This window comes from Bacillus cereus group sp. BfR-BA-01380 (assembly GCF_022663535.1).
Lineage (GTDB): Bacteria > Bacillota > Bacilli > Bacillales > Bacillaceae_G > Bacillus_A > Bacillus_A cereus_BB.
Genome location: NZ_JAKUFS010000008.1, coordinates 175,066 through 194,581, shown reverse-complemented (window position 1 = coordinate 194,581; position 19,516 = coordinate 175,066). Strand labels below are relative to the sequence as shown.

Here is a 19,516-nt window from a genome sequence, read left to right as displayed (position 1 = left end):
CACCACCTAGAATTAGTACAACCATTATTCATAAAAAAAATGAAAATTATACATAAAAAGTGAAAGCTTCTTCGATTAAATCGAAGAAGCTTTCACTTTTTCAGTGGCCTCTGTTGAATGGGTATGGCCTACTAAGCATTTTGTCTTAGTTGTTCCTTTTGGGAATCCCCTTCCTCAAAAATCTGTTAGGATTTTAGGTGGGGGTAGTTCAATGAGTATAATCAAGATTTAATAGAAAGCACCTTTATAGAGGACTCCACTACATCTTGGGCCTTGCTTCTAAGTGGTTCCTCTTACGAAGCGGACATTTTACCACAATTTGTTGAACATTACGGAGAAGAATTACCAGAAGGCTATAATTCTGCTATCAGATTGTATGATTTTGAGTACGATGAAGAAGTAGATGAAGCTAATTTCGAAAGTGGAAATTTAATTTATATGGGATCAGTTGTATACGAGGAATGGGATGAATAAAGGTGTTGTATGTTCATTATAACGTGGCTCTTTTTCTAGTAATGAATTGCAACTCAAATTTAAAAAATGAAAGATTTAAGAAAGGCAATATTTGATGTTAAATTTGTAGATTCTAAAAGCACATAATGAATGATTGATACATCAAATGGACTATAACTAGATCAGAGGGCGGTATTTCATCATTGTCAGAAGGACTAAGATGACAGTAGGAGTGTGTTATTTATGGAAAAGCAAGGAATGGTTTCAATATGGTTAGGGAATATTAAAACACAAAACCAGTTAGAAGAATACGTCGATTTAACATACGATGAAGATGGAGAGTCTATACCTTCAAAATTTTTTGTGGATTTCAATATTGATAGGAATGAAATAGATGAAGATTTTATCGAAAAAGAAGTGTTAGAAGAAGAGAGTGATAATATCTCTGTTTTGTTAGAGGGGTGTTCATATGATGAAATGATACTGCCTAAAATTAGAGAGTGTGTTAACTTAAATAAGTCGTATAATGCCATTGTTTTAATTTATAATTTTGAGTACCAGAATCTAGTTAGTTCTTCTGGGGATTTTGATTATATTACTTCTACTAGTTATCTATAATAGTAATATTTGTGTAAATAAATGAAGAGGCTCCAAAGTACATGTAAGCTTCCTTTTGTATGACGAAATTTGTCGGAACGTCGATATATTCCAAAGAACGGTCGATATATTTTAAAAAGCGTCGATATATTGGAAAGAACGGTTGATATCGTGTTATTGATTGATGGAGTATGGTTAATAAACATGATAAAAGGACTGCCTAAGAGGCAGTCCTTTTAAACATGTTCATCAGCTTGATCTAGCAGGTTCGCCAGTATCATGCTATTCTCTTGGTCGGCATCGTACTGTACAATGTCGTCATACTCAAATAGTTCGAAGGATTCACCAAATTCTCGTTCCATGAAGTTGACAAATTCTTTCATGTTTTCTCCTATTTCTTGATTACGGCGAAACTCCATCATAATTGCTCTAAATCGGTGGGGTGGTATTTCGCATTTAATGTGATACGATTTGCTGATGCCAAAAGAATTTTTTGCATCGTATAAGACGTATGTATACAACAGAGAGTCATCTCCTTCCTTATATGATGTGTATATTGTTCCATGATTGGATGAAATATTCATTGGTTATGAAAAAAGAGTCACTACTATGCCGTAAACTGATAATCCAATGAAAGCCGGAATACCGACAATAACAATTTGTTTCACATTTTCATACGCTTTCGGTTCTACAAGTGGCAAATCTTTTTCCTCCATTTGCCGATATTGTTCTCGGTTCATAATTATCCCGCCTTTATCCCGCTATTCGTGGGCAGTAATCCTCAAAGAGAGACGAGGAAGAAAGGTGGAGGATAACTGCCCGTAAAACCCCCCGCTGATGGAAGTTTCACTTTATGGTTGTGTGGATAACATATTCAACCAAAAGGGTTTATGTTACGAACAGTTAACTGAATTTAAAATAAATGTTGAATATTCAGTTTATTTGTATTATTATTAGTTATTATCGGATGACAGTGATTAGCCTCCCTGCAAGCCCGAGTATTGTTACGTTGAATTTAATAGTGAGTAATTGGCTTCTTTCCACTTGAACTTCCTTAGCAGGAAGACGAGCCATATGGATAGAGACAGTAAAATCGAGTGTAATTCTTTACATTGTTTTTCTGGCTCTTTTTATTATTTCTATAAATAGGGTTTTTGGAAAGCGTTATCAATACTTATAGGTTGGTGATCTTTTTGGGAAAAGAAAAAAATGAATTACAAAAAGAATTGAAAACCAGGCATATAACAATGATTTCAATTGGCGGGGTTATCGGAGCGGGGTTATTTGTAGGGAGCGGGACAATTATTCAATCAACGGGTCCAGCAGCAATCTTGTCCTATATTATTGGTGCTTTAATGGTTGTACTTGTGATGCGGATGTTAGGGGAGATGGCTGCGGTTAACCCTGATAGCGGTTCTTTTGCAACGTATGCTCATAAGGCAATTGGACCTTGGGCGGGGTATACAATCGGTTGGTTATATTGGTTTAACTGGGTCATTATTATCGCAATTGAATCGGTATTGTTAGGGGCGATGGTCAATAACTGGTTCCCTTCTATACCAGCGTGGATAGCTAGTCTTTCCATGATTATTTTGATGACGATTACGAATATTTATTCTGTAAAGCTATATGGAGAGTTTGAGTATTGGTTAGCTTTTATTAAAGTTGCGGCGATTCTTATCTTTTTAGGGTTAGGAATTGCGATGATTTTTGGACTTGTCCCTGGTGTGGACAGGCCGAATCTTTCGACGATCTCTGAAAATGGCGGCTTTTTTCCAAAAGGGATTGTTCCTGTATTGCTGAGCGTTGTATTTATTTCTTTCTCTTTATCGGGGAGCGAAGTAGCTGCTATTGCGGCGGGAGAATCTGAAAATCCAGAGAAAAATGTGATCAAAGCAATTAACAGTGTTGTTTGGCGTCTTATGCTGTTCTTCGTAGGCTCTGTAACAATTTTGGTTATTTTTATGCCGTGGAATAATGCGGAGTTATTGAAGCTTCCTTATGCAAGTTTATTTCGGATGGCAGGAGTTCCTGCTGCTGCGGAAATTATGAACGGAGTTGTGTTCCTGTCTTTGCTGTCTGTTTTAAATTCAGGGTTATACACGAGTTCTCGCATGTTATTTTCGCTTTCGAAAAAAGGAGATGCTCCTCTTATTTTTTCAAAATTAAACAGTAGAGGTGCACCAATTTGGGCGATCGTGGTAAGTGTCTTATTTGCATTCATTTGCGCGATGCTGAAGTTTATATCTCCTGATAAACTATTTGCTTTTTTAGCAAACAGCTCAGGCGGCGTTACGATGCTTATGTATATGTTTGTTGCGGTGTCTCACATTCGTTTAAGACGAGAAGCGGAAAGGGAAGATCCAGGGAAATTAAAAGTGAAAATGTGGTTATTCCCTTATCTCACATACGCAACGCTTCTCATGATTGTTACGATATTCGTTTCCCAAGCATTTATCGCGGATATGCGCATGCAATTTTATTTAACGATTTTAGCTGCTGCTGTGGTGATCGCATCCTATTTTCTAAGAACTAGAAATAGACCTATCAAGGATGATAAGGCAGGATTTCCAATGTTAAAAGGTTCGGAGATTGGTTTAGAGAAGGACTAAATCGTATTTTCCAACGAAATATATAAATACAAATTGAAAAACGGACTTTTAGGCGGACGAGAGCATCTGGCCATGCCTAGAAGCGGTCAGGGCCTTTTCCTAAAACAAAGGGAGAAAGCAAGTGCAGGTCACTGTTTGCTCTGCATAGCATTGATTTACATGTTGAAAATCAAAATGGATTTATATATTTCGTATGTAGCGAAAAATAAACAATGAAAAAAGGGGTATTTTCCAATGTTAAAAGACAATATTGTAACTACAAAATCTGCTATTTTACATGAGAGAAGAAAAAATGCGGTGCCTGCAGGTCCATATAATATTACGAATTTATATGTTCAATCAGCAAAAGGAGCCATTATTACGGATATTGATGGTAACGAATTAATCGATTTGGCAGGCGGGATTGGGATGCAAAATGTAGGGCATTGTCATCCGAAGGTAGTAAAAGCGATTCAAGAGCAAGTGGAATCTTCCATTCATACTTGTTTTCATGTAGCACCGTATGAAAGTTATATTGCATTAGCTGAAAGGTTGAATGAATTAACGCCAGGCGACTTTAAGAAAAAAACAATGTTTGCCAATAGCGGAGCGGAAGCGGTTGAAAATGCTGTGAAAATCGCTCGAAAAGCTACGGGGCGCAGCGCCATCGTTTCGTTTGAACGTGCTTATCACGGACGGACCCTTATGACAATGTCTCTTACAAGTAAAGTGAAACCTTATAAACATGGATTTGGTCCGTTTGCACCAGATGTATACAAGCTGCCTTATCCGTATTATTACCGCGCGGAAGACGGGATGACGACAGAAGAAGTGGATGGGCAGATTTTAGCGTGTTTTGAACGCTTTATGTTAGAGGAAGTGGCAAGTGATAACATTGCGGCAATTATTTTGGAACCGATTCAAGGTGAAGGTGGATTTATTGTCCCAAGTGCTACGTTTATACAAGGAGTAAGAAATCTTTGTGATAAATATGGAATTGTCATGATTGCAGATGAAATTCAAACGGGCTTTGCTCGTACAGGAAACTTGTTCGCTATGGATCATTTCGGAGTGGCTCCTGATTTAATGACATTTTCAAAATCAATCGCTGCAGGTATGCCGCTTAGCGCAGTGACAGGAAGAGCGGAACTAATGGATGCGCCTGGCCCAGGGCAACTTGGCGGTACTTTTTCAGGGAGCCCGGCTGCTTGTGCGGCTGGCCTAGCGGTTTTAGATGTAATTGAAGAAGAAAACTTAGTGCAACGTGCTCGCGTAATCGGCGATCGTATGCTGGAAGTGTTCAATAGCTGGAAGGGTAAATATGAATTAATTGGCGATGTGAGAGGCCTTGGAGCAATGACGGCTATGGAACTTGTGAAGGATCGAAATACGAAAGAGCCGGCAACAGAAGAAGTGAAAGCAATTATGCAGGAGACACATAACAAAGGCTTAATTACAATAAGCGCTGGTATTTATAGCAGTGTACTTCGTTTCTTACCACCGCTTGTTATAACAGATGAACAGCTTGAAGAAGGACTAGCTATTCTTGAAACGGCAATTGCTAATGTATCCAAATAAGAAAAAATAGTTATGTTTCCAGTTGGGGGTAGGAGAATGAAGTTTTTCAATTATATAAATGGGCAGTGGAAAGAGCCATCTACTAATCAATATTCAAAAAACTATAATCCGCATAATGGAGAAGTATTAGGAGAATTCCCATTAAGCTCAGCAGAAGATACACAAGCAGCCATTGCTTCTGCGAAAGAAGCTTTTCACAATTGGCAACGGTTATCGTTTCAAGAGCGGGCAAGTTATTTATGGAAAGCAGCAGCGATTTTAAAAGAGCGAGTTGAGGAAATAGGTCATGACCTGATGAGTGAAGAAGGAAAAACACTCGCTGAAGGGATAGGAGAGACGAAACGGGCGATTAGCATCCTCGAATACTATGCAGGAGAAGCGAATCAGCCCGTGGGAGAACTTATTCCTTCGAATAATCCGAAAACGATGCTCTACAGCAAACGGGTAGCAGTGGGGCCAGTAGGATTAATTACGCCGTGGAATTTCCCAATTGTCATTCCAGTATGGAAAATGGCTCCGGCACTTATTTACGGCAATACCGTTGTCATAAAACCGGCTGAAATTACTCCAAAATCCGTATACCACCTTGTGAATGCTTTTCACGAAGCGGGGATTCCTGCCGGCGTTATCAATTGTGTGTTTGGAAAAGGTTCAGTAGTTGGAACAGAATTAACAGAAAATCCTGATATAAAAGCAATATCTTTTACTGGTTCTAATGGCGTCGGAAAAACAATTCAGCAAACGGCTACCGCAAATGGGAAAAAAGTTCAGTTAGAAATGGGCGGGAAAAATCCACTTGTTGTATTAAAGGATGCTGATATTCGTAAGGCAGTAGAGATTGCGATCAGAGGTGCATTTATGTCAACAGGACAAAAATGCACAGCGACAAGTAGAATTATCGTTGAAGAGGAAGTTTATGAGGAATTTCGCAATCAACTCGTGCTGCGCACAGAGGCTCTTAAAGTTGGCAATCCATTAGAAAAGGATACATTTATGGGTCCATGTGTATCTGAAAACCAGCAGCAATCTGTCTTATCGATGATTGAAGCAGGTAAGAACGAGGCTTCGCTACTTTGCGGAGGCAGCGTACCAAAAGAAGAGGAGTTACAACACGGATTTTATGTGTTGCCGACTATTTTTGAAGACGTACCTCACGATGCACGCATTGCGAAAGAAGAAATTTTCGGTCCTGTTATTTGTTTGTTTAAGGTGAACAATTATAAGGAAGCAATTCACCTAGCTAATGATACAGAATATGGGCTTAGCGCATCCATTTGTACAAATAACTTAAGCCTTGCTCAGCAATTTATTGATGATATGGAAGTCGGAATGGTTCACGTAAACTCAGAAACAGCAGGAGCAGAGCCGCAAGTTCCGTTTGGCGGAATGAAACATTCTAGTGCAGGGCCGCGCGAACAAGGGAAAGCAGCTGCAGAATTTTATACAAGAATCAAGACAGTATATGTAGATCAAGTCTGATAACAAAAGATGCATAATAATGGGGGATGAACATGCGTAAAGGAACTTTTTTCATGGCAGGACATGCGAGACTTCCGAAAGGGATGGCTGTGCGCAGCGTCTATGAAACACTAACAATTACAATAGAGGCAGATCACAAATATCATGTAATAATCGAATCGTCATGTACCCTTGCGACAGGACACGGGCGGGATTTTATTTCGCAAATTTTAAGAGGGCATAGTTTACGAGATGGCATTGAAGGCATCATTGAAGAAATTTCCTATCATTATCAAGGCAAAGCGCAAAACGCAATTATTAGCGCATTAAAGGATTTGTACCGCCAATATACAAGTTATGTAAACGGCGAAAAACCGCCGGAGGAGTATGAGGAAATAGATTCGATAAAATAGGTTTTTAAAAAGCCTCTTTCTTTTTAGTGGGAACGGGAGCATCTGGCCGCGCATAGAAACGGTCAAGGCCTGTTTCTGCCACATGCAAGGTTTAAAACATGTTGTATTAAAATAGATATATAAATGATGAAACTGTCGAGTTTATTGCACTTTGATTTCGGAAGAGCGTTCGTAAACGAGAGCCAGTTATATTCCAGCTTATTTGATGAGCGGAATATAATTGGCTTTTTTGTTTTCATAAAATAAGGGGGCAGGAAAATGGCAAAATCAAGTGAAAACCTAAAGGGAAAAAGGGAATGCGTAAAAACTACGAAACTGTGTAAGATGTGTAAAGTATGTAGTCAAGATCAAGATAAGGAAAATAAATCTGTTAAGTGATAATAGAGTTGTTTGAAAAATTATCAAGACATAAAAAGTAAAAGGGATGATACATGACTAGTATGTATCACCCCTTTTACTTTTTGTTTCATAATCGCGCCTGATTGTAGAATATTGAAAAAAACGATGACTGTAAAATAACTTCACAGTCATTTTGCTAAAGCCTCTTTTAGTTTAATAAGGAAATTTTAAGAACCAACTTCCTAGTCCCAATCCATATAAAAACTCACCTTTAGCTTTTCTTGTCCACAATCTGGACAATCTAGAACATCACTTTGATTAATATCGACTAAAGGCTTTGGCGGCATTTGAGTATTACATCGAGGACAAGTATGAGTGTTCGTGTAAGATTGGGTTCCTGACTTCATATGTAAATGTACTTTATTTAATAGGTAACAACACTTCTGACAAACATATAGACCGTCGTAGCATTCAAAAGACGTTTCCTTGTTATTAATAAACTCTCTGATGTATTGCCGACCTTCTTTTTCCTCATACCATTCTAAAATCGAACTCAAGTTTATATACCTAAATCCAATTCCTAAAAAAACATTTTGATTGTAAGAGCAATGTCCGCAGTTCAAATTACAAGCTACTCCCATAAATCTCAAATACCTCTCTTGTCCAGTTTAGATGGAAAACACTACAGAGAAATTTTAACACAAATATCCAGATTTTAAAGGTGTTATTCCATAAAATGGCCCGATTGTTGAACGTGCAAGAAAGTGTCGATATAATCAATGGAGGCTTATATGAATAGAAGGGACATTAGGAGATGAAAAAATCAATACAAAGTGAATTAATTGGAGTATTTACCTTCAATGAGGCTTGTAAAATATATGAGCAAAATAAGGGGAAAATACATTGGCAATTGGACATGAGAAATGAAGATGTAGATGTTAGTGAGATGATTAAAAGAGCAGAGAAGCTTTTTTTATGCATCGAAGAATTTGATAAAAAGGCTAAAGTAGCCATAGCAGAGAAATTGATTGATTACAAAAATGATTTTTGGCCTGAGTATGATGAGAATGATGAACATTTAAATTGGGATGCTGTAGATGCAGGGGAGTATAATGTAACTAAAGAAGAATTTGAAAAAGCAATTATTCTCTATGACATCGAAATTAGAGCAAATGATATATACTGTGAATATCATGATGGAGATTTATTTGCTGGACACAGGATACATGCCTATTTTGACAATGATTACAAGTTATTAAGTGCGGATGTGTAAAAAATAATGCGAGGTTGCGTTTATTTACAACTTTTAAATTATATGTAACAAATACCATTCTTTATGATCTTTACACAAAATAATATAAACGCATTGACATTCAGAAAATTTTGAATTAATATTTATTTATAAAGTGATAAGATCCATACGAGAAATGATCCTTCTCTACATCCGATCTTCACTTTCTAATTTGCACATAGTTGAATAAAAAAACTGTCTAATATTATTGTACTTTAAGAGATTAAAGACATTCGTAATTTGAAGCCAGTTGTACGTTTCTACAATGTATATATTGTAGATGCGTATGACTGGCTTTTTAGTTTACTCAGACTAAGGAGGAAGATGTAGATGATTACGGAACAAGGAATGAAGATGAAATTTGCGAAGAAATATGAGGGGTATGAAATTATGCCTCATCCAGAACATAAACGTTTGTATCATATTGCGTTAAATCAGCAATTGCTTGGGCAATTTTTTGAAGAGGTCAAAGGACATTCTGAGCAATCATTGCAATATATTCCTTATTCGCGCTTTATTCTTGCTGATCAAATGAGAAAGATCTTTGGGGCATCTTTTATGGAAAATGTGCGCGGGATTATTCATGACCGCGAAACGGGCGGATTTACAATTGGTGTGCAGGGCGAAACGACAGCGGCAGAGGACTATGTGAAATTTGCGACGGCATTAACGCATTTAATTGGTACGCCTAACTTTGATGCGATGACAGGGACGTATTATGCGAGATTTAATGTGAAAGATACAGACAGCAGCGATTCTTATTTACGCCAAGCGTATCGCTTATTCACGCTTCATACAGACGGAACATTCGTTGATGAACCGACAGATTGGCTGCTTATGATGAAGATCGAAGAACAGAATGCAGTAGGCGGCGAATCACGTTTACTTCATTTAGATGACTGGGAAGAACTTGATAAGTTCCGAAACCATTCACTAGCATCTGTCAAAGTCACATATAAAGCACCGCCAAGTAAAAATGCACAAGAAATCGTATACCGTGAAACATTTTTTGATATAAATAATGCGCCGTGTATTTGCTTTATTGATCAATTTGCTTACCCTGATAACATTGAACAAGCAAACTATCTGAATGAGTTATCACACTCAGTCGAAAACTCCCCAGCAACGCATGCATTAAAATTACCAGTCGGTGATTTAGTTCTGTTAAATAACCTATTTTGGATGCACGGGCGAGCTCCTTTTGAGAAAAATAAAGATTTATATCGAGAGCTAATGCGCCAACGCGGCTGCTTTTCCAAATAATAATCAGTGCGGCGGGTCTTGAAACAAGACCTGCCTTTCATGATATACATAGATATTTTTTAGGAGGAAAACAACATGTACGATTTTATTATTATCGGCGGAGGAATTGTCGGGCTTTCAACAGGAATGGCTTTAACGAAAAAATTCCCTCATGCCAAAATAGCAATTATCGAAAAAGAAAACGAACTTGCCCATCACCAAACGGGACATAATAGCGGTGTTATCCATTCCGGCATTTACTATAAACCAGGCAGCTTCAAAGCAAAATTTGCAAAAGAAGGAAATGCCGCAATGGTTCAGTTTTGTAAAGAAAACGGAATTGCCTATGACATGTGCGGAAAGGTTATTGTCGCAACAGAAAAAGAAGAGATTCTGCTTCTGCAAAGTCTTTATGAAAGAGGTCAGCAAAACGGCTTAGACATTGCAAAAATTAGTCCAGAAGAATTATCCGAAATCGAGCCGCATGTCAAAGGACTAGGAGCAATTCGCGTTCCGTCTTGCGGCATTGCCGATTATAAAGGAGTCAGCTATGCCTTTGCTCGTTTCATTGAGAAAAACGGCGGAGAAGTGCACCTAGGAACAAAAGCAGAACATATTTTTGAGAAAAAGGACGTTGTGACAATCGAAACAAACCAAGGCGTATTCGTAACGAAATTTCTCATTAACTGCGCTGGCTTACACAGCGATCGAATCGCCAAAAAAGCAGGAATATTAACAGATATGAAAATCGTCCCGTTTCGAGGCGAATATTACGAACTGATTCCAGAACGACGCCATCTCGTGAAACACTTAATCTACCCAGTACCCAATCCGGATTTTCCGTTCTTAGGTGTGCATTTTACAAGAATGATAAACGGAGACGTACACGCAGGGCCCAATGCCGTCTTAAGCTTCAAACGAGAAGGCTACACAAAAAAAGACTTTGACCTAAAAGACTTTATGGAAACTATGACCTACGCAGGCTTCTGGAAAATGGCCATGCCAAACATGAAAGAAGGCATGAAAGAAATGGTCCGCTCGTTCAGCAAACAATCATTTCTCAAAAGCTTACAGCGCCTAATCCCAGAACTCACAGAGAAAGACATCGTCCCAACTCACGCCGGCGTAAGAGCACAAGCCATTCTATCAAACGGAAACATGGTCGATGACTTCTGTATTATTCCAGGCATCAACTCCATGCACATTTGCAATGCACCGTCCCCGGCAGCAACCGCTAGTTTGATAATTGGTGAGGCGATTGCTGAGAAGGTTCCAGATCGAGTGAGTCCGGTGGGATTATTTCGTGTAAAAGCTTAGTTAGGTGGAGGCTATCCTTTATGGATAGTCTTTTTGTGTGGAGGAATTTGTCGGAAAGTCGATATTCTATGTCGAAATGTCGATATATTCCAAAGAACGGTCGATATCGTTTTATTGGTTGATGAGGGGTTTGGATTTTTTGGAGTATATCTGGTTGACTTTGCCCTTAGGGTAACGTGTATAAAAGAATAGAACAAAGCATTTCGTTCGTATAAAAATATAAAGAATGGAGGTGGCCTCTTGCTATCAATTGGAGAATTCTCAAAGATATGCGAAGTATCCACAAAAACGCTTCGATATTATGATGAAATTGGATTAATTCACCCTGATGAAATTAATCCTGAAAATGGTTATAGGTATTACTCCATCAGTCAACTAAAAACGATGCTTCTTATCAACCGTTTGAAGTCTTATCATTTTTCTCTGGAAGAAATTAAGGCCGTTTTGGAGCTGGAAGAGGATCAGTCAGAAGAGAAACTGTTTTCTGCTCTTAATCGCAAAAGAAAGGAAATCCAGGAAAAGCTAAATGCTTTTGCATATACCTTAAACCAAATGAGCAATGACATTCTCAATTTAGAAAACGGCATACCAATTATGTCGTACCTTGACAATATAGAAGTACAATTTGTGGAAACAAAGCCACTGAATATCCTTTCAATACGTCAGATGATGAGTAGCGATGACTATGCTGCAGGGTACGGAAACTATTTTAGCAGTCTATATGAAAAGATCGCCACGGAAAAGCTCACCTTGCTTGGCAAGCCAATGACGATTTATCACAGCTCTGAATACAATCCTGCTGGCAATGATACAGAGTTTGCAATTCCGATAGAAGAGGCTGTAAAAGGAACGAGAGATTTGCCTGGAAGCCTTTGTGCAAAGTCTGTTTTAAAGGGATCCTATCCGAAATTGACATCGATATATGCTAACTTAATGGAATGGACTGAAAAAGAAGGATATGAATTAATAAATTCACCATATGAAGTGTATATAACTGACCCTAATCAAGTTGCCGTTCCGGAAGATATTGTGACAGAGGTGTATTTCCCAGTAAAGAAAAAATAGCAGCAAGACCTTCGCCAAACAAAAGGAGGCATTTATCATGCAAAGAAATGACTGGCCATCTGCAGACCCGGCAACTTTGAGAATGGACACTGAAAAGCTTTCGGCACTTGAAGCTAAGATAAAATCCGATTACAGCAATATAAACGGTATTGTTGTTGTGAGAAATGGATCTATTGCATATGAAAGATATTATAATGGTTATGGCCCGGATGATACGCATCATGTGGCATCTGTAACGAAAAGTATCATTTCTGCGCTTATTGGGATTGCCATAGATGCAGGATATATGAAAAGTGTAGATCAGAAAGTGCTGGATTTTTTCCCTGAATATGTTCCCAATGCTGCCCAAAAGCAGGAAATCACCATACGCCACCTTCTCACCATGACAGCACCATATCCATTTGAGGACTGGCATGAACCATTAGACAAGCTGTGCCAACAATCAGACTGGGTAACATATACTCTCGATATGCTAGGCGAAAAAGGAGAACTTGGCACTTTTAAATATTCCACCGCAGGAGCACATCTGCTTTCAGCCATCATCACTCGTAGTACAGGCAAAAGCGCCCGTGAGTTTGCCAACGAACGCTTATTTAAACTCATCGGCATGAAAGAAATCCCGGATTATGAAATGAAATCATTTGGATTTGAGGACCTATTCGGGAAAAATGTGAAAGGGTGGGTGAAAGATCCAAACAATAACTCCACTGGAGGATGGGGACTTACGCTAACTCCCCGTGATATGGCCCGCTTTGGTCTTCTATATTTGAACCGTGGTATGTGGAACAATAATCGGATTATTTCCGAGACGTGGATTGACGAATCAACAACGATAAACCCAAATCATTACGGTTATTTATGGTGGGTACACGAAGAGGACGGGATCTTTGCATACTTAGCACGAGGCGATGGCGGTAATGTCATTTATTGTATTCCAGAAAAAGACCTTGTTGTAGCAATTGCGTCGGAATTCATCTTTAATCCTCGTGATAGGTGGGAGTTGATTAAGGAATTTGTTATTCCGGCGGTGATAGATTAAACTTATTAGTCTAGTAAAGATGAGTGGAGAAATTTTCTTTATAAAAATAGCCATGTATGCAAGGAGCAATGATTATATTTGCCGTTATGATCCTATTAAAAGAAAAAAGGAACAAAATATAGAAAGAAAGGCGACTTTCCATTCAATTGAGAAGACTAGCTGGGTTTCTTAATTATTTACATTCAATCATTTATAGAACAGACAAGTAATATAGCGTCTGCTCATTGTTTAGCAATCGCGCCCGTTAGTGCAGCAAGAAATAAAAAAAGCAATCTTTACTAAATAAAGTGAAACTTTAATCAGTGGGGGTTTTCTTCATCCCCCACTGATTAAAAGCCCTCACCAATCGGGCTTTTACGGGCAGTTTATCTCCCACCTAACTTCTTAAGGAAAGCGGAAACGGCCGGAGATTCTAGCCGCTAGAGCTAGACAATGCTTTCGCTGAATTTTGAGGTGGGAGTATTACTGCCCACAAATAGCGGGATAAACTTGCCTGAAATTGAAGTAGGAAAGTCTATAAGAATCAAATAAATTATTAAAGGGTTATAACCACTGCTATAAGTATTACTATTATTACCAATGGAAGAATGATAATCAAAATGGACACTATTGTTGTTAATAATGCTTTCCATGCTGAAAATTGGTGTGCTTCTCCTAAACATTTTAAGGAAATAATGATTGTCCAAATTCCAATAACGAAATCAATTATGGCAAAAATAAGGAACAAAATCGTTAAAGTTATGCTACTATCCATTTTTGGTGTCTCACTTGTAAAGTTTTCTATCCCAAACAAGAAAAATGAAGGCACCCAAACTAATATAAGAGAATAAACGAAAGGGATATAAGAATAGGCAGTAGCGTAACGTGTTTTTTCAAAGGTACCTTGTCCACCAAGTTTTCTTGCTACCCAATTTAATAATGCGGGTATCAAAAAATAATAAATTAAGGCACCAATGAAGGTGCTTAATATAACTACTAAGATTAGTAGAAATGGACTACTTATTGAATCCGCTATACTTTTAAAAGCTGCTCGATCTAAAACCTGTACGAGTAAGCCTAATAAAATGAGTAAAAACCCATTCTTAGGTTTGGATATAAAAATTTCTTTCATTGTTTCACGTGGTTTTATCCAAATGGAGAACCAAGGATTAAGTGCACGTTTAAATTGACTTTCTGGAGTTTCCATATAAAAAACATTCCCCTTTCTTAAAACATATTTAATATAATTTTCCAATTATACCTTTTATGTACATAGAAATATTAAAACATAAATAGTCGATCATTTAAATGTAAATATTCAATCATTTAATGAGATAGTTTGTAATTTGTTCTTTTCATATTCTTTCAGTATCTTATAGAAAGTATTTTTCTTAAGTTCCAGCAGTTCCATAAATTTAGTGCCTGTTATTTCTCTTTTTTTCACTTTGGATAAGCTTCTTTTATTTTTCTTTGTTTAATAATTTATGCTTCATATAAATTATTAAGAAACATCAATCGGGAAAAATGTGAAAGGGTGGGTGAAAGATCCAAACAATAACTCCACTGGGGGATGGGGACTTACGCTAACTCCCCGTGATATGGCCCGCTTTGGTCTTCTATATTTGAACCGTGGTATGTGGAACAATAATCGGATTATTTCCGAGACGTGGATTGACGAATCAACAACGATAAACCCAAATCATTACGGTTATTTATGGTGGGTACACGAAGAGGACGGGATCTTTGCATACTTAGCACGAGGCGATGGCGGTAATGTCATTTGTTGTATTCCAGAAAAAGACTTCGTTGTGGTAATTGCATCTGAATTTATTGTGAATCCTCGTGATAGATGGACACTGATTAAGGAATGTATCATTCCGGCGGTGGTAGATAACTACTAAGTCTAGCAAAATGGAGGCTATCCTTTAGGGATAGTCTCTTTTGTGTGGTGAAATTTGTCGCAAGGTCTTTATTTCATGTCGAAGCGCCGATATATTTCAAAAAGCGGTCGATATATTGGTGAAAGTGGTCGATATTGTTTTATTGGTTGACGCTCCTCACCCAATAGTTAAAGATGAGAAAACCTAATATAAAATCTAACAATTAATAAAATATTATAAACTACAACTTTTGACTTTTGATAATAATTGTAGTGGGAAGCGCTTTTGCTTTTTCGTAAGAATACCATCTATTTGAGTGCCTTTGAATATCTTCATCTGATAAGCAAACATCCTCAACCACTCTTTCAATTTTAAACCCATTATTAATCAATGTATTGATATATGTACTCAGTCTATATTGTTGCATGATTGCAGGATGGCTCCATGCCTCATGATAATAAGAACCTTCCTCATGATAGGATTTATTAAAAGTTAGGGTATCGTTTGTATTACTTACACGGTTATACATTGGATGTTCCCAACTAAAGATAAATACACCACCTTGTTTTAGGTACTTATTAACATTTGCTAATGTTTTATCTAGATTAGTTGTCCATCCTAATGCGTATATAGAAAAAACAATGTCAAAATAATTAGTGGGTAAGCCAGGATTATCCTCCATTGGCGATTCAAATAACTTTACCGGTGAATTACAATTCTTTAATAATTTTTTTGCCGCATCAATCTGATTATTTGATAAGTCTAATCCCCATAATTCACCAGCATTCTTTTGGCCCATATATTGTAAGGAATGCCCACTGCCACAACCAATCTCTAACACTTTTAAATCTGTAACATCGTCAAATAAATTTAGTTCTTCCTCACTAGGTGCCAGTGGACCATATTGGGGAAGCGGATTTCTACCAAAAAAACGATGTGCTGCTTCATTCCAACTTTGCTTATTTATAGTAAGAGATTCAACATCCATTTTTTCTACCTCCTTAACAATCTTAAGAACACATATTCCATCTTTTTTATCATTCCCCTGCAAAACCTGCATATAAATATACAATTTTATATACAGTCTTATTCAATTATCTAGCTCTTTAACGGAACAACTCTATTGTCACTCAACAGTTCCTTACTCCATTTTTCAATTCAGATGCTCTATTCCTTTTCACTATAAAAAACCCCCTTAGATAGCTAAATCCAACGGGATAAAACGGTGCGACTTTGTTTCGAATCTATAGGAATCTGCTCTTTTTATTTTTGTAGTAAATCAGTTCCTCCCGAACATCGTTTTGAAGAACGTGTTTGTCATTCTTGTGCTAGTAAGGAATTTAGATAAAATGAGGATAGATACATTCAACAATACATAATGGTGGTGCCAAATATGGAATATAATTTTGAGGTTTTATCACTTTTAGATCATTCATTTGAGTTTGAGAAGCTACATAGTAAGTTGAATCGTTTTAATCCTTTTAAAATATTAAGGGTCGATAAATTTGAAATTCGTCATTCGAACATCATTTCTTGGCTGCTTGATCCAAATGGTAATCATAATTTGGGAGCTTTTTTTATAAACAAGTTACTCTCTAAAGTATTTGTAAAGGCAGAGAATGAAAGGTTAATTGGTAAATATGACTTTATTAAGTTACATAGACAGGCGCTACATGATTTGGAAGTTCTTCGTGAAGTGCAGACAACGGATAACAAACGTATTGATATTTTAGCGGTATCCGAGTCGCAGAAAATCGTAATCTTGATTGAAAATAAAGATAAGTCGTCAGAATCAGAGGGGCAACTACAGAACTATTTAAAATTTGTCCACCATACATACAAAGGTTATACGATTGTTCCAATATTTTTAAGTTTGGATGGGATTGCTCCAAGTCATTCAGATTATTTTATTTTAGACTATGGAGATATATTAAACATATTAAAAGCATATTTAGAAATTAACAGTACCTATATTTCTAATTCAATTCAAGATTTTCTTTATTACTATTTAGATGTATTAGAAGGCGAACTGATTCGAGACGAAGAAGATGTTGAACTGGCAATGAATGTGTACAAAGAGCATAAAGAGGCAATTGACTTTCTATTTGTAGGGAATTCAGGAAAGACATTAGGAAAGTCTGCGCATAGTAAAATCTCAAATATCATAGATTGTTTAACTTTAGAGGAACGTGAATCTTTCCGTAAAATATATACGGCTCATGCAGAAACGATTGATTTTGTATACGAAATAGGAAACAGTGTAATGAGAGAAGCATTCTTACAATTTGTTCATCAAAATGAAATCCCAAGTAATTGTTATCGTGAACATATTCGCATCCCTTCTTTTATTTTCCCAGAATGGAGACAGCTTGATGATGTTCTAGGAATACCAAAAGGAGATTGGTGGTTAAATAATGCTTTCATTATATGGTTTGAGAAAAAAGCAGAAGACCGGATGAAATTCATTATTGAAGTAGGTCCATTAGAATATGAAAAAAGATTGCAGCTACTAAACAAATTAGAAGAGAATGGGATACCTATTAAAGGGAAATCGAAAGAAGCTGGATCTATGTATACGAGAATTTATGCTGCAAATGAAGAAATTCACAATTGGACCGATAAAGATGAAATACTTCGTAAAATGAACAAAATGTATAATAGCAATGGCTTTAATAAAGTAATTTCATCAATAGATGAGGCAATAACAAGTATCGTATATGAGGAAGATATTGAGGAAATCGAAACGTTTGATTCTAGTCACATCCAAAGTGAGCAAGTTGACAAGGGTACCTTAGCTGCTGCATTTCAATTATTTGTTACACAACATAATCTACAAGAAGAATGCTATAACATTCATCATAGACTACCATCGTTTATTATGTCAGAATTCCGGTCACTTGAAGAAAAATTCGGAGTACCGCAATGGAATTGGTGGCTAAATAATGGCCTAATCATGTGGTTTGAACGCTTAAAAGACAATAGATTGAAATTCATCATAGAAGTAGGTCCACTGGAATCTTATAAAAGAATCGCGTTACTCACAAAACTTGAAAGCAAAGGCATGAAAATCAGTGCACGAGCTAAAAATCCAGATGCCTCTTATACAAGAATTTATACGAGTACGAGTAATATTGGTGATTGGTCGGATATGAAGGAACTATTAGATACTATGAATGAATTATTTGATGATGAGGGATGTCAGAGTGTTATACAGAGTTTGGTGGAGATAGCGGGAGAGTAATGTTGTTATGTCTTCCAACTATTTGTATGCTGGGTAAAAAATTATAATATTGATGGTCTGAATTAAAAAACAAAGCCCTTATTAATGGGAATTTCACTTTATAATAAGAGCAAGTTAAGATAAACAAAAAAATCAAATGAATTTAGAGGTGGAAAATGTCTTGGAATATTGGTGTAATGGCTGTTTATGCAGATGAAAACGAGATTGAAAATGTGATTCCAGATGTGTTTGAGTTAGGACAAACGGATGTATATTTTGAAGATATCTCATCTGTTTCTATGGGGAATAGTCTTGGAGTAGGATATGCTAACAATTGGATTATTATCATTGACCCGTTAAGTAGGGTTTTAATGAACGATGCATACCCTCAAGAATTAGCAAAGAAGGGTTTTAAGGTAAAAAGTTTTTATATATCAGAGGATTTAATTTTCAGAAACTACTCATCAACATTTCTTGGCAAAGTAAAAGTTGATGAGTATCTGGGAATCAGTTCAGGAATCAAGTATTTAAAAGATCATAAAATAATTCCAAAGGATGAATGGGGAGAGACACTCATTATCCAGATTCTTGAATTTGAAATTTTCAATAATAGATCTGCACATGATTTTAGTTTAATGGACATCAAATATAGAAAGTATGATATAGATTAAAAAATTAGTTGTGCTATAAAATTCAACAACTAGAATGGAATTAGATAAGTTTTCTGATAAGACATAATGACAAGGGCGTTGCTTAAAACAATGGACTATAACTTTGGAATTCTATCATTTTTTTGTTTAACAGGTTACATAGTAAGTTAAATCGTTTCAATCCTTTTAAAATAGTGAGGGTAGATAAATTTGAAATTCGCCATTCGACATAGAAGTAGGTTCACTTGAATCTTATAAAAGAATTACGTTACTCACAAAACTTGAGAATAAAGTATATGCCAAACAGAATAATGGATATGTTTATAAGCACTATATTTTTAAAATATAGTGCTTTATTTGTTTAATATTTACATTTTGGGTTATATACTTGTAGATAAATAGAA

General features: G+C 36.7%; 16 protein-coding genes and 2 pseudogenes. 14 read left to right on the top strand and 4 right to left on the bottom strand.

Going from position 1 to position 19,516, the window contains the following annotated elements; translation table 11 throughout:
• Window positions 1-219: 219 nt before the first annotated feature.
• Both MR076_RS10450 and MR076_RS10445 read left to right on the top strand, forming a co-directional pair.
• Window positions 220-474, top strand: a pseudogene (locus MR076_RS10450) (immunity 22 family protein); the annotation flags it as partial.
• 222 nt (window positions 475-696) lie between these two features.
• Window positions 697-1,071, top strand: coding sequence for an immunity 22 family protein (locus MR076_RS10445; RefSeq protein ID WP_242220394.1), 375 nt, complete (start codon window positions 697-699; stop codon window positions 1,069-1,071).
• Window positions 1,072-1,286: 215 nt separating this feature from the next.
• On the opposite strand, the gene MR076_RS10440 is transcribed toward MR076_RS10445, so the two are convergent.
• Both MR076_RS10440 and MR076_RS10435 read right to left on the bottom strand, forming a co-directional pair.
• Window positions 1,287-1,571, bottom strand: coding sequence for a hypothetical protein (locus tag MR076_RS10440; protein ID WP_242220392.1), 285 nt, complete (start codon window positions 1,569-1,571; stop codon window positions 1,287-1,289).
• A 66-nt stretch (window positions 1,572-1,637) separates the two neighbouring features.
• Window positions 1,638-1,790: a hypothetical protein gene (locus MR076_RS10435; protein ID WP_242220391.1), complete on the bottom strand. Its 153-nt coding sequence runs from the start codon at window positions 1,788-1,790 to the stop codon at window positions 1,638-1,640.
• Between the two features lie 507 nt (window positions 1,791-2,297).
• Here MR076_RS10435 and MR076_RS10430 point away from each other — a divergent pair.
• The 9 genes from MR076_RS10430 to MR076_RS10390 all read left to right on the top strand — a co-directional run bounded on the left by MR076_RS10430 (window position 2,298) and on the right by MR076_RS10390 (window position 13,383).
• A complete protein-coding gene (locus MR076_RS10430; RefSeq protein ID WP_396021690.1) occupies window positions 2,298-3,662 on the top strand; it encodes an amino acid permease in 1,365 nt (454 codons plus the stop codon).
• A 234-nt stretch (window positions 3,663-3,896) separates the two neighbouring features.
• Window positions 3,897-5,219 (top strand): 4-aminobutyrate--2-oxoglutarate transaminase, encoded by a 1,323-nt coding sequence (gene gabT, locus MR076_RS10425; RefSeq protein WP_242220387.1) that lies wholly within the window; start codon window positions 3,897-3,899, stop codon window positions 5,217-5,219.
• Between the two features lie 36 nt (window positions 5,220-5,255).
• A complete protein-coding gene (locus MR076_RS10420; protein ID WP_242220385.1) occupies window positions 5,256-6,698 on the top strand; it encodes an aldehyde dehydrogenase family protein in 1,443 nt (480 codons plus the stop codon).
• Between the two features lie 32 nt (window positions 6,699-6,730).
• Window positions 6,731-7,090, top strand: a complete 360-nt coding sequence (locus MR076_RS10415) for a DUF3870 domain-containing protein (protein ID WP_242220383.1) — start codon at window positions 6,731-6,733, stop codon at window positions 7,088-7,090.
• A gap of 1,153 nt (window positions 7,091-8,243) precedes the next feature.
• Complete coding sequence (locus MR076_RS10410; protein ID WP_242220381.1) at window positions 8,244-8,702, top strand: DUF2262 domain-containing protein; 459 nt, start codon at window positions 8,244-8,246, stop codon at window positions 8,700-8,702.
• A gap of 348 nt (window positions 8,703-9,050) precedes the next feature.
• On the top strand, window positions 9,051-9,983 hold the full coding sequence (glaH, locus tag MR076_RS10405) for a glutarate dioxygenase GlaH (protein ID WP_242220379.1): 933 nt from the start codon (window positions 9,051-9,053) through the stop codon (window positions 9,981-9,983).
• Window positions 9,984-10,058: 75 nt separating this feature from the next.
• The gene (gene lhgO, locus MR076_RS10400; protein WP_242220377.1) at window positions 10,059-11,279 is read left to right on the top strand and encodes an L-2-hydroxyglutarate oxidase; all 1,221 of its coding nucleotides are present in this window, start codon (window positions 10,059-10,061) and stop codon (window positions 11,277-11,279) included.
• A gap of 240 nt (window positions 11,280-11,519) precedes the next feature.
• On the top strand, window positions 11,520-12,344 hold the full coding sequence (locus MR076_RS10395; protein WP_242220375.1) for a MerR family transcriptional regulator: 825 nt from the start codon (window positions 11,520-11,522) through the stop codon (window positions 12,342-12,344).
• Between the two features lie 37 nt (window positions 12,345-12,381).
• On the top strand, window positions 12,382-13,383 hold the full coding sequence (locus MR076_RS10390; RefSeq protein ID WP_242220373.1) for a serine hydrolase domain-containing protein: 1,002 nt from the start codon (window positions 12,382-12,384) through the stop codon (window positions 13,381-13,383).
• Window positions 13,384-13,918: 535 nt separating this feature from the next.
• Here the strand turns inward: MR076_RS10390 and MR076_RS10385 are convergent.
• Entirely contained in the window at window positions 13,919-14,569 is a 651-nt protein-coding gene (locus MR076_RS10385) for a Yip1 family protein (RefSeq protein WP_242220371.1), read from the bottom strand.
• A 298-nt stretch (window positions 14,570-14,867) separates the two neighbouring features.
• On the opposite strand from MR076_RS10385, the pseudogene MR076_RS10380 reads away from it, so the two are divergent.
• Window positions 14,868-15,263 (top strand): annotated as a pseudogene (locus MR076_RS10380) (serine hydrolase domain-containing protein); the annotation flags it as partial.
• Window positions 15,264-15,483: 220 nt separating this feature from the next.
• Here MR076_RS10380 and MR076_RS10375 read toward each other — a convergent pair.
• Window positions 15,484-16,230 carry a class I SAM-dependent methyltransferase gene (locus tag MR076_RS10375; protein ID WP_242220369.1) on the bottom strand — a complete coding sequence of 249 codons (747 nt, stop codon included), beginning with the start codon at window positions 16,228-16,230 and terminating at the stop codon, window positions 15,484-15,486.
• A 405-nt stretch (window positions 16,231-16,635) separates the two neighbouring features.
• Here MR076_RS10375 and MR076_RS10370 point away from each other — a divergent pair, with 405 nt between their 5' ends.
• Window positions 16,636-18,483, top strand: coding sequence for a PDDEXK-like family protein (locus tag MR076_RS10370; RefSeq protein ID WP_242220366.1), 1,848 nt, complete (start codon window positions 16,636-16,638; stop codon window positions 18,481-18,483).
• Window positions 18,484-18,638: 155 nt separating this feature from the next.
• A complete protein-coding gene (locus MR076_RS10365; protein ID WP_242220364.1) occupies window positions 18,639-19,133 on the top strand; it encodes a hypothetical protein in 495 nt (164 codons plus the stop codon).
• Window positions 19,134-19,516: the final 383 nt, after the last annotated feature.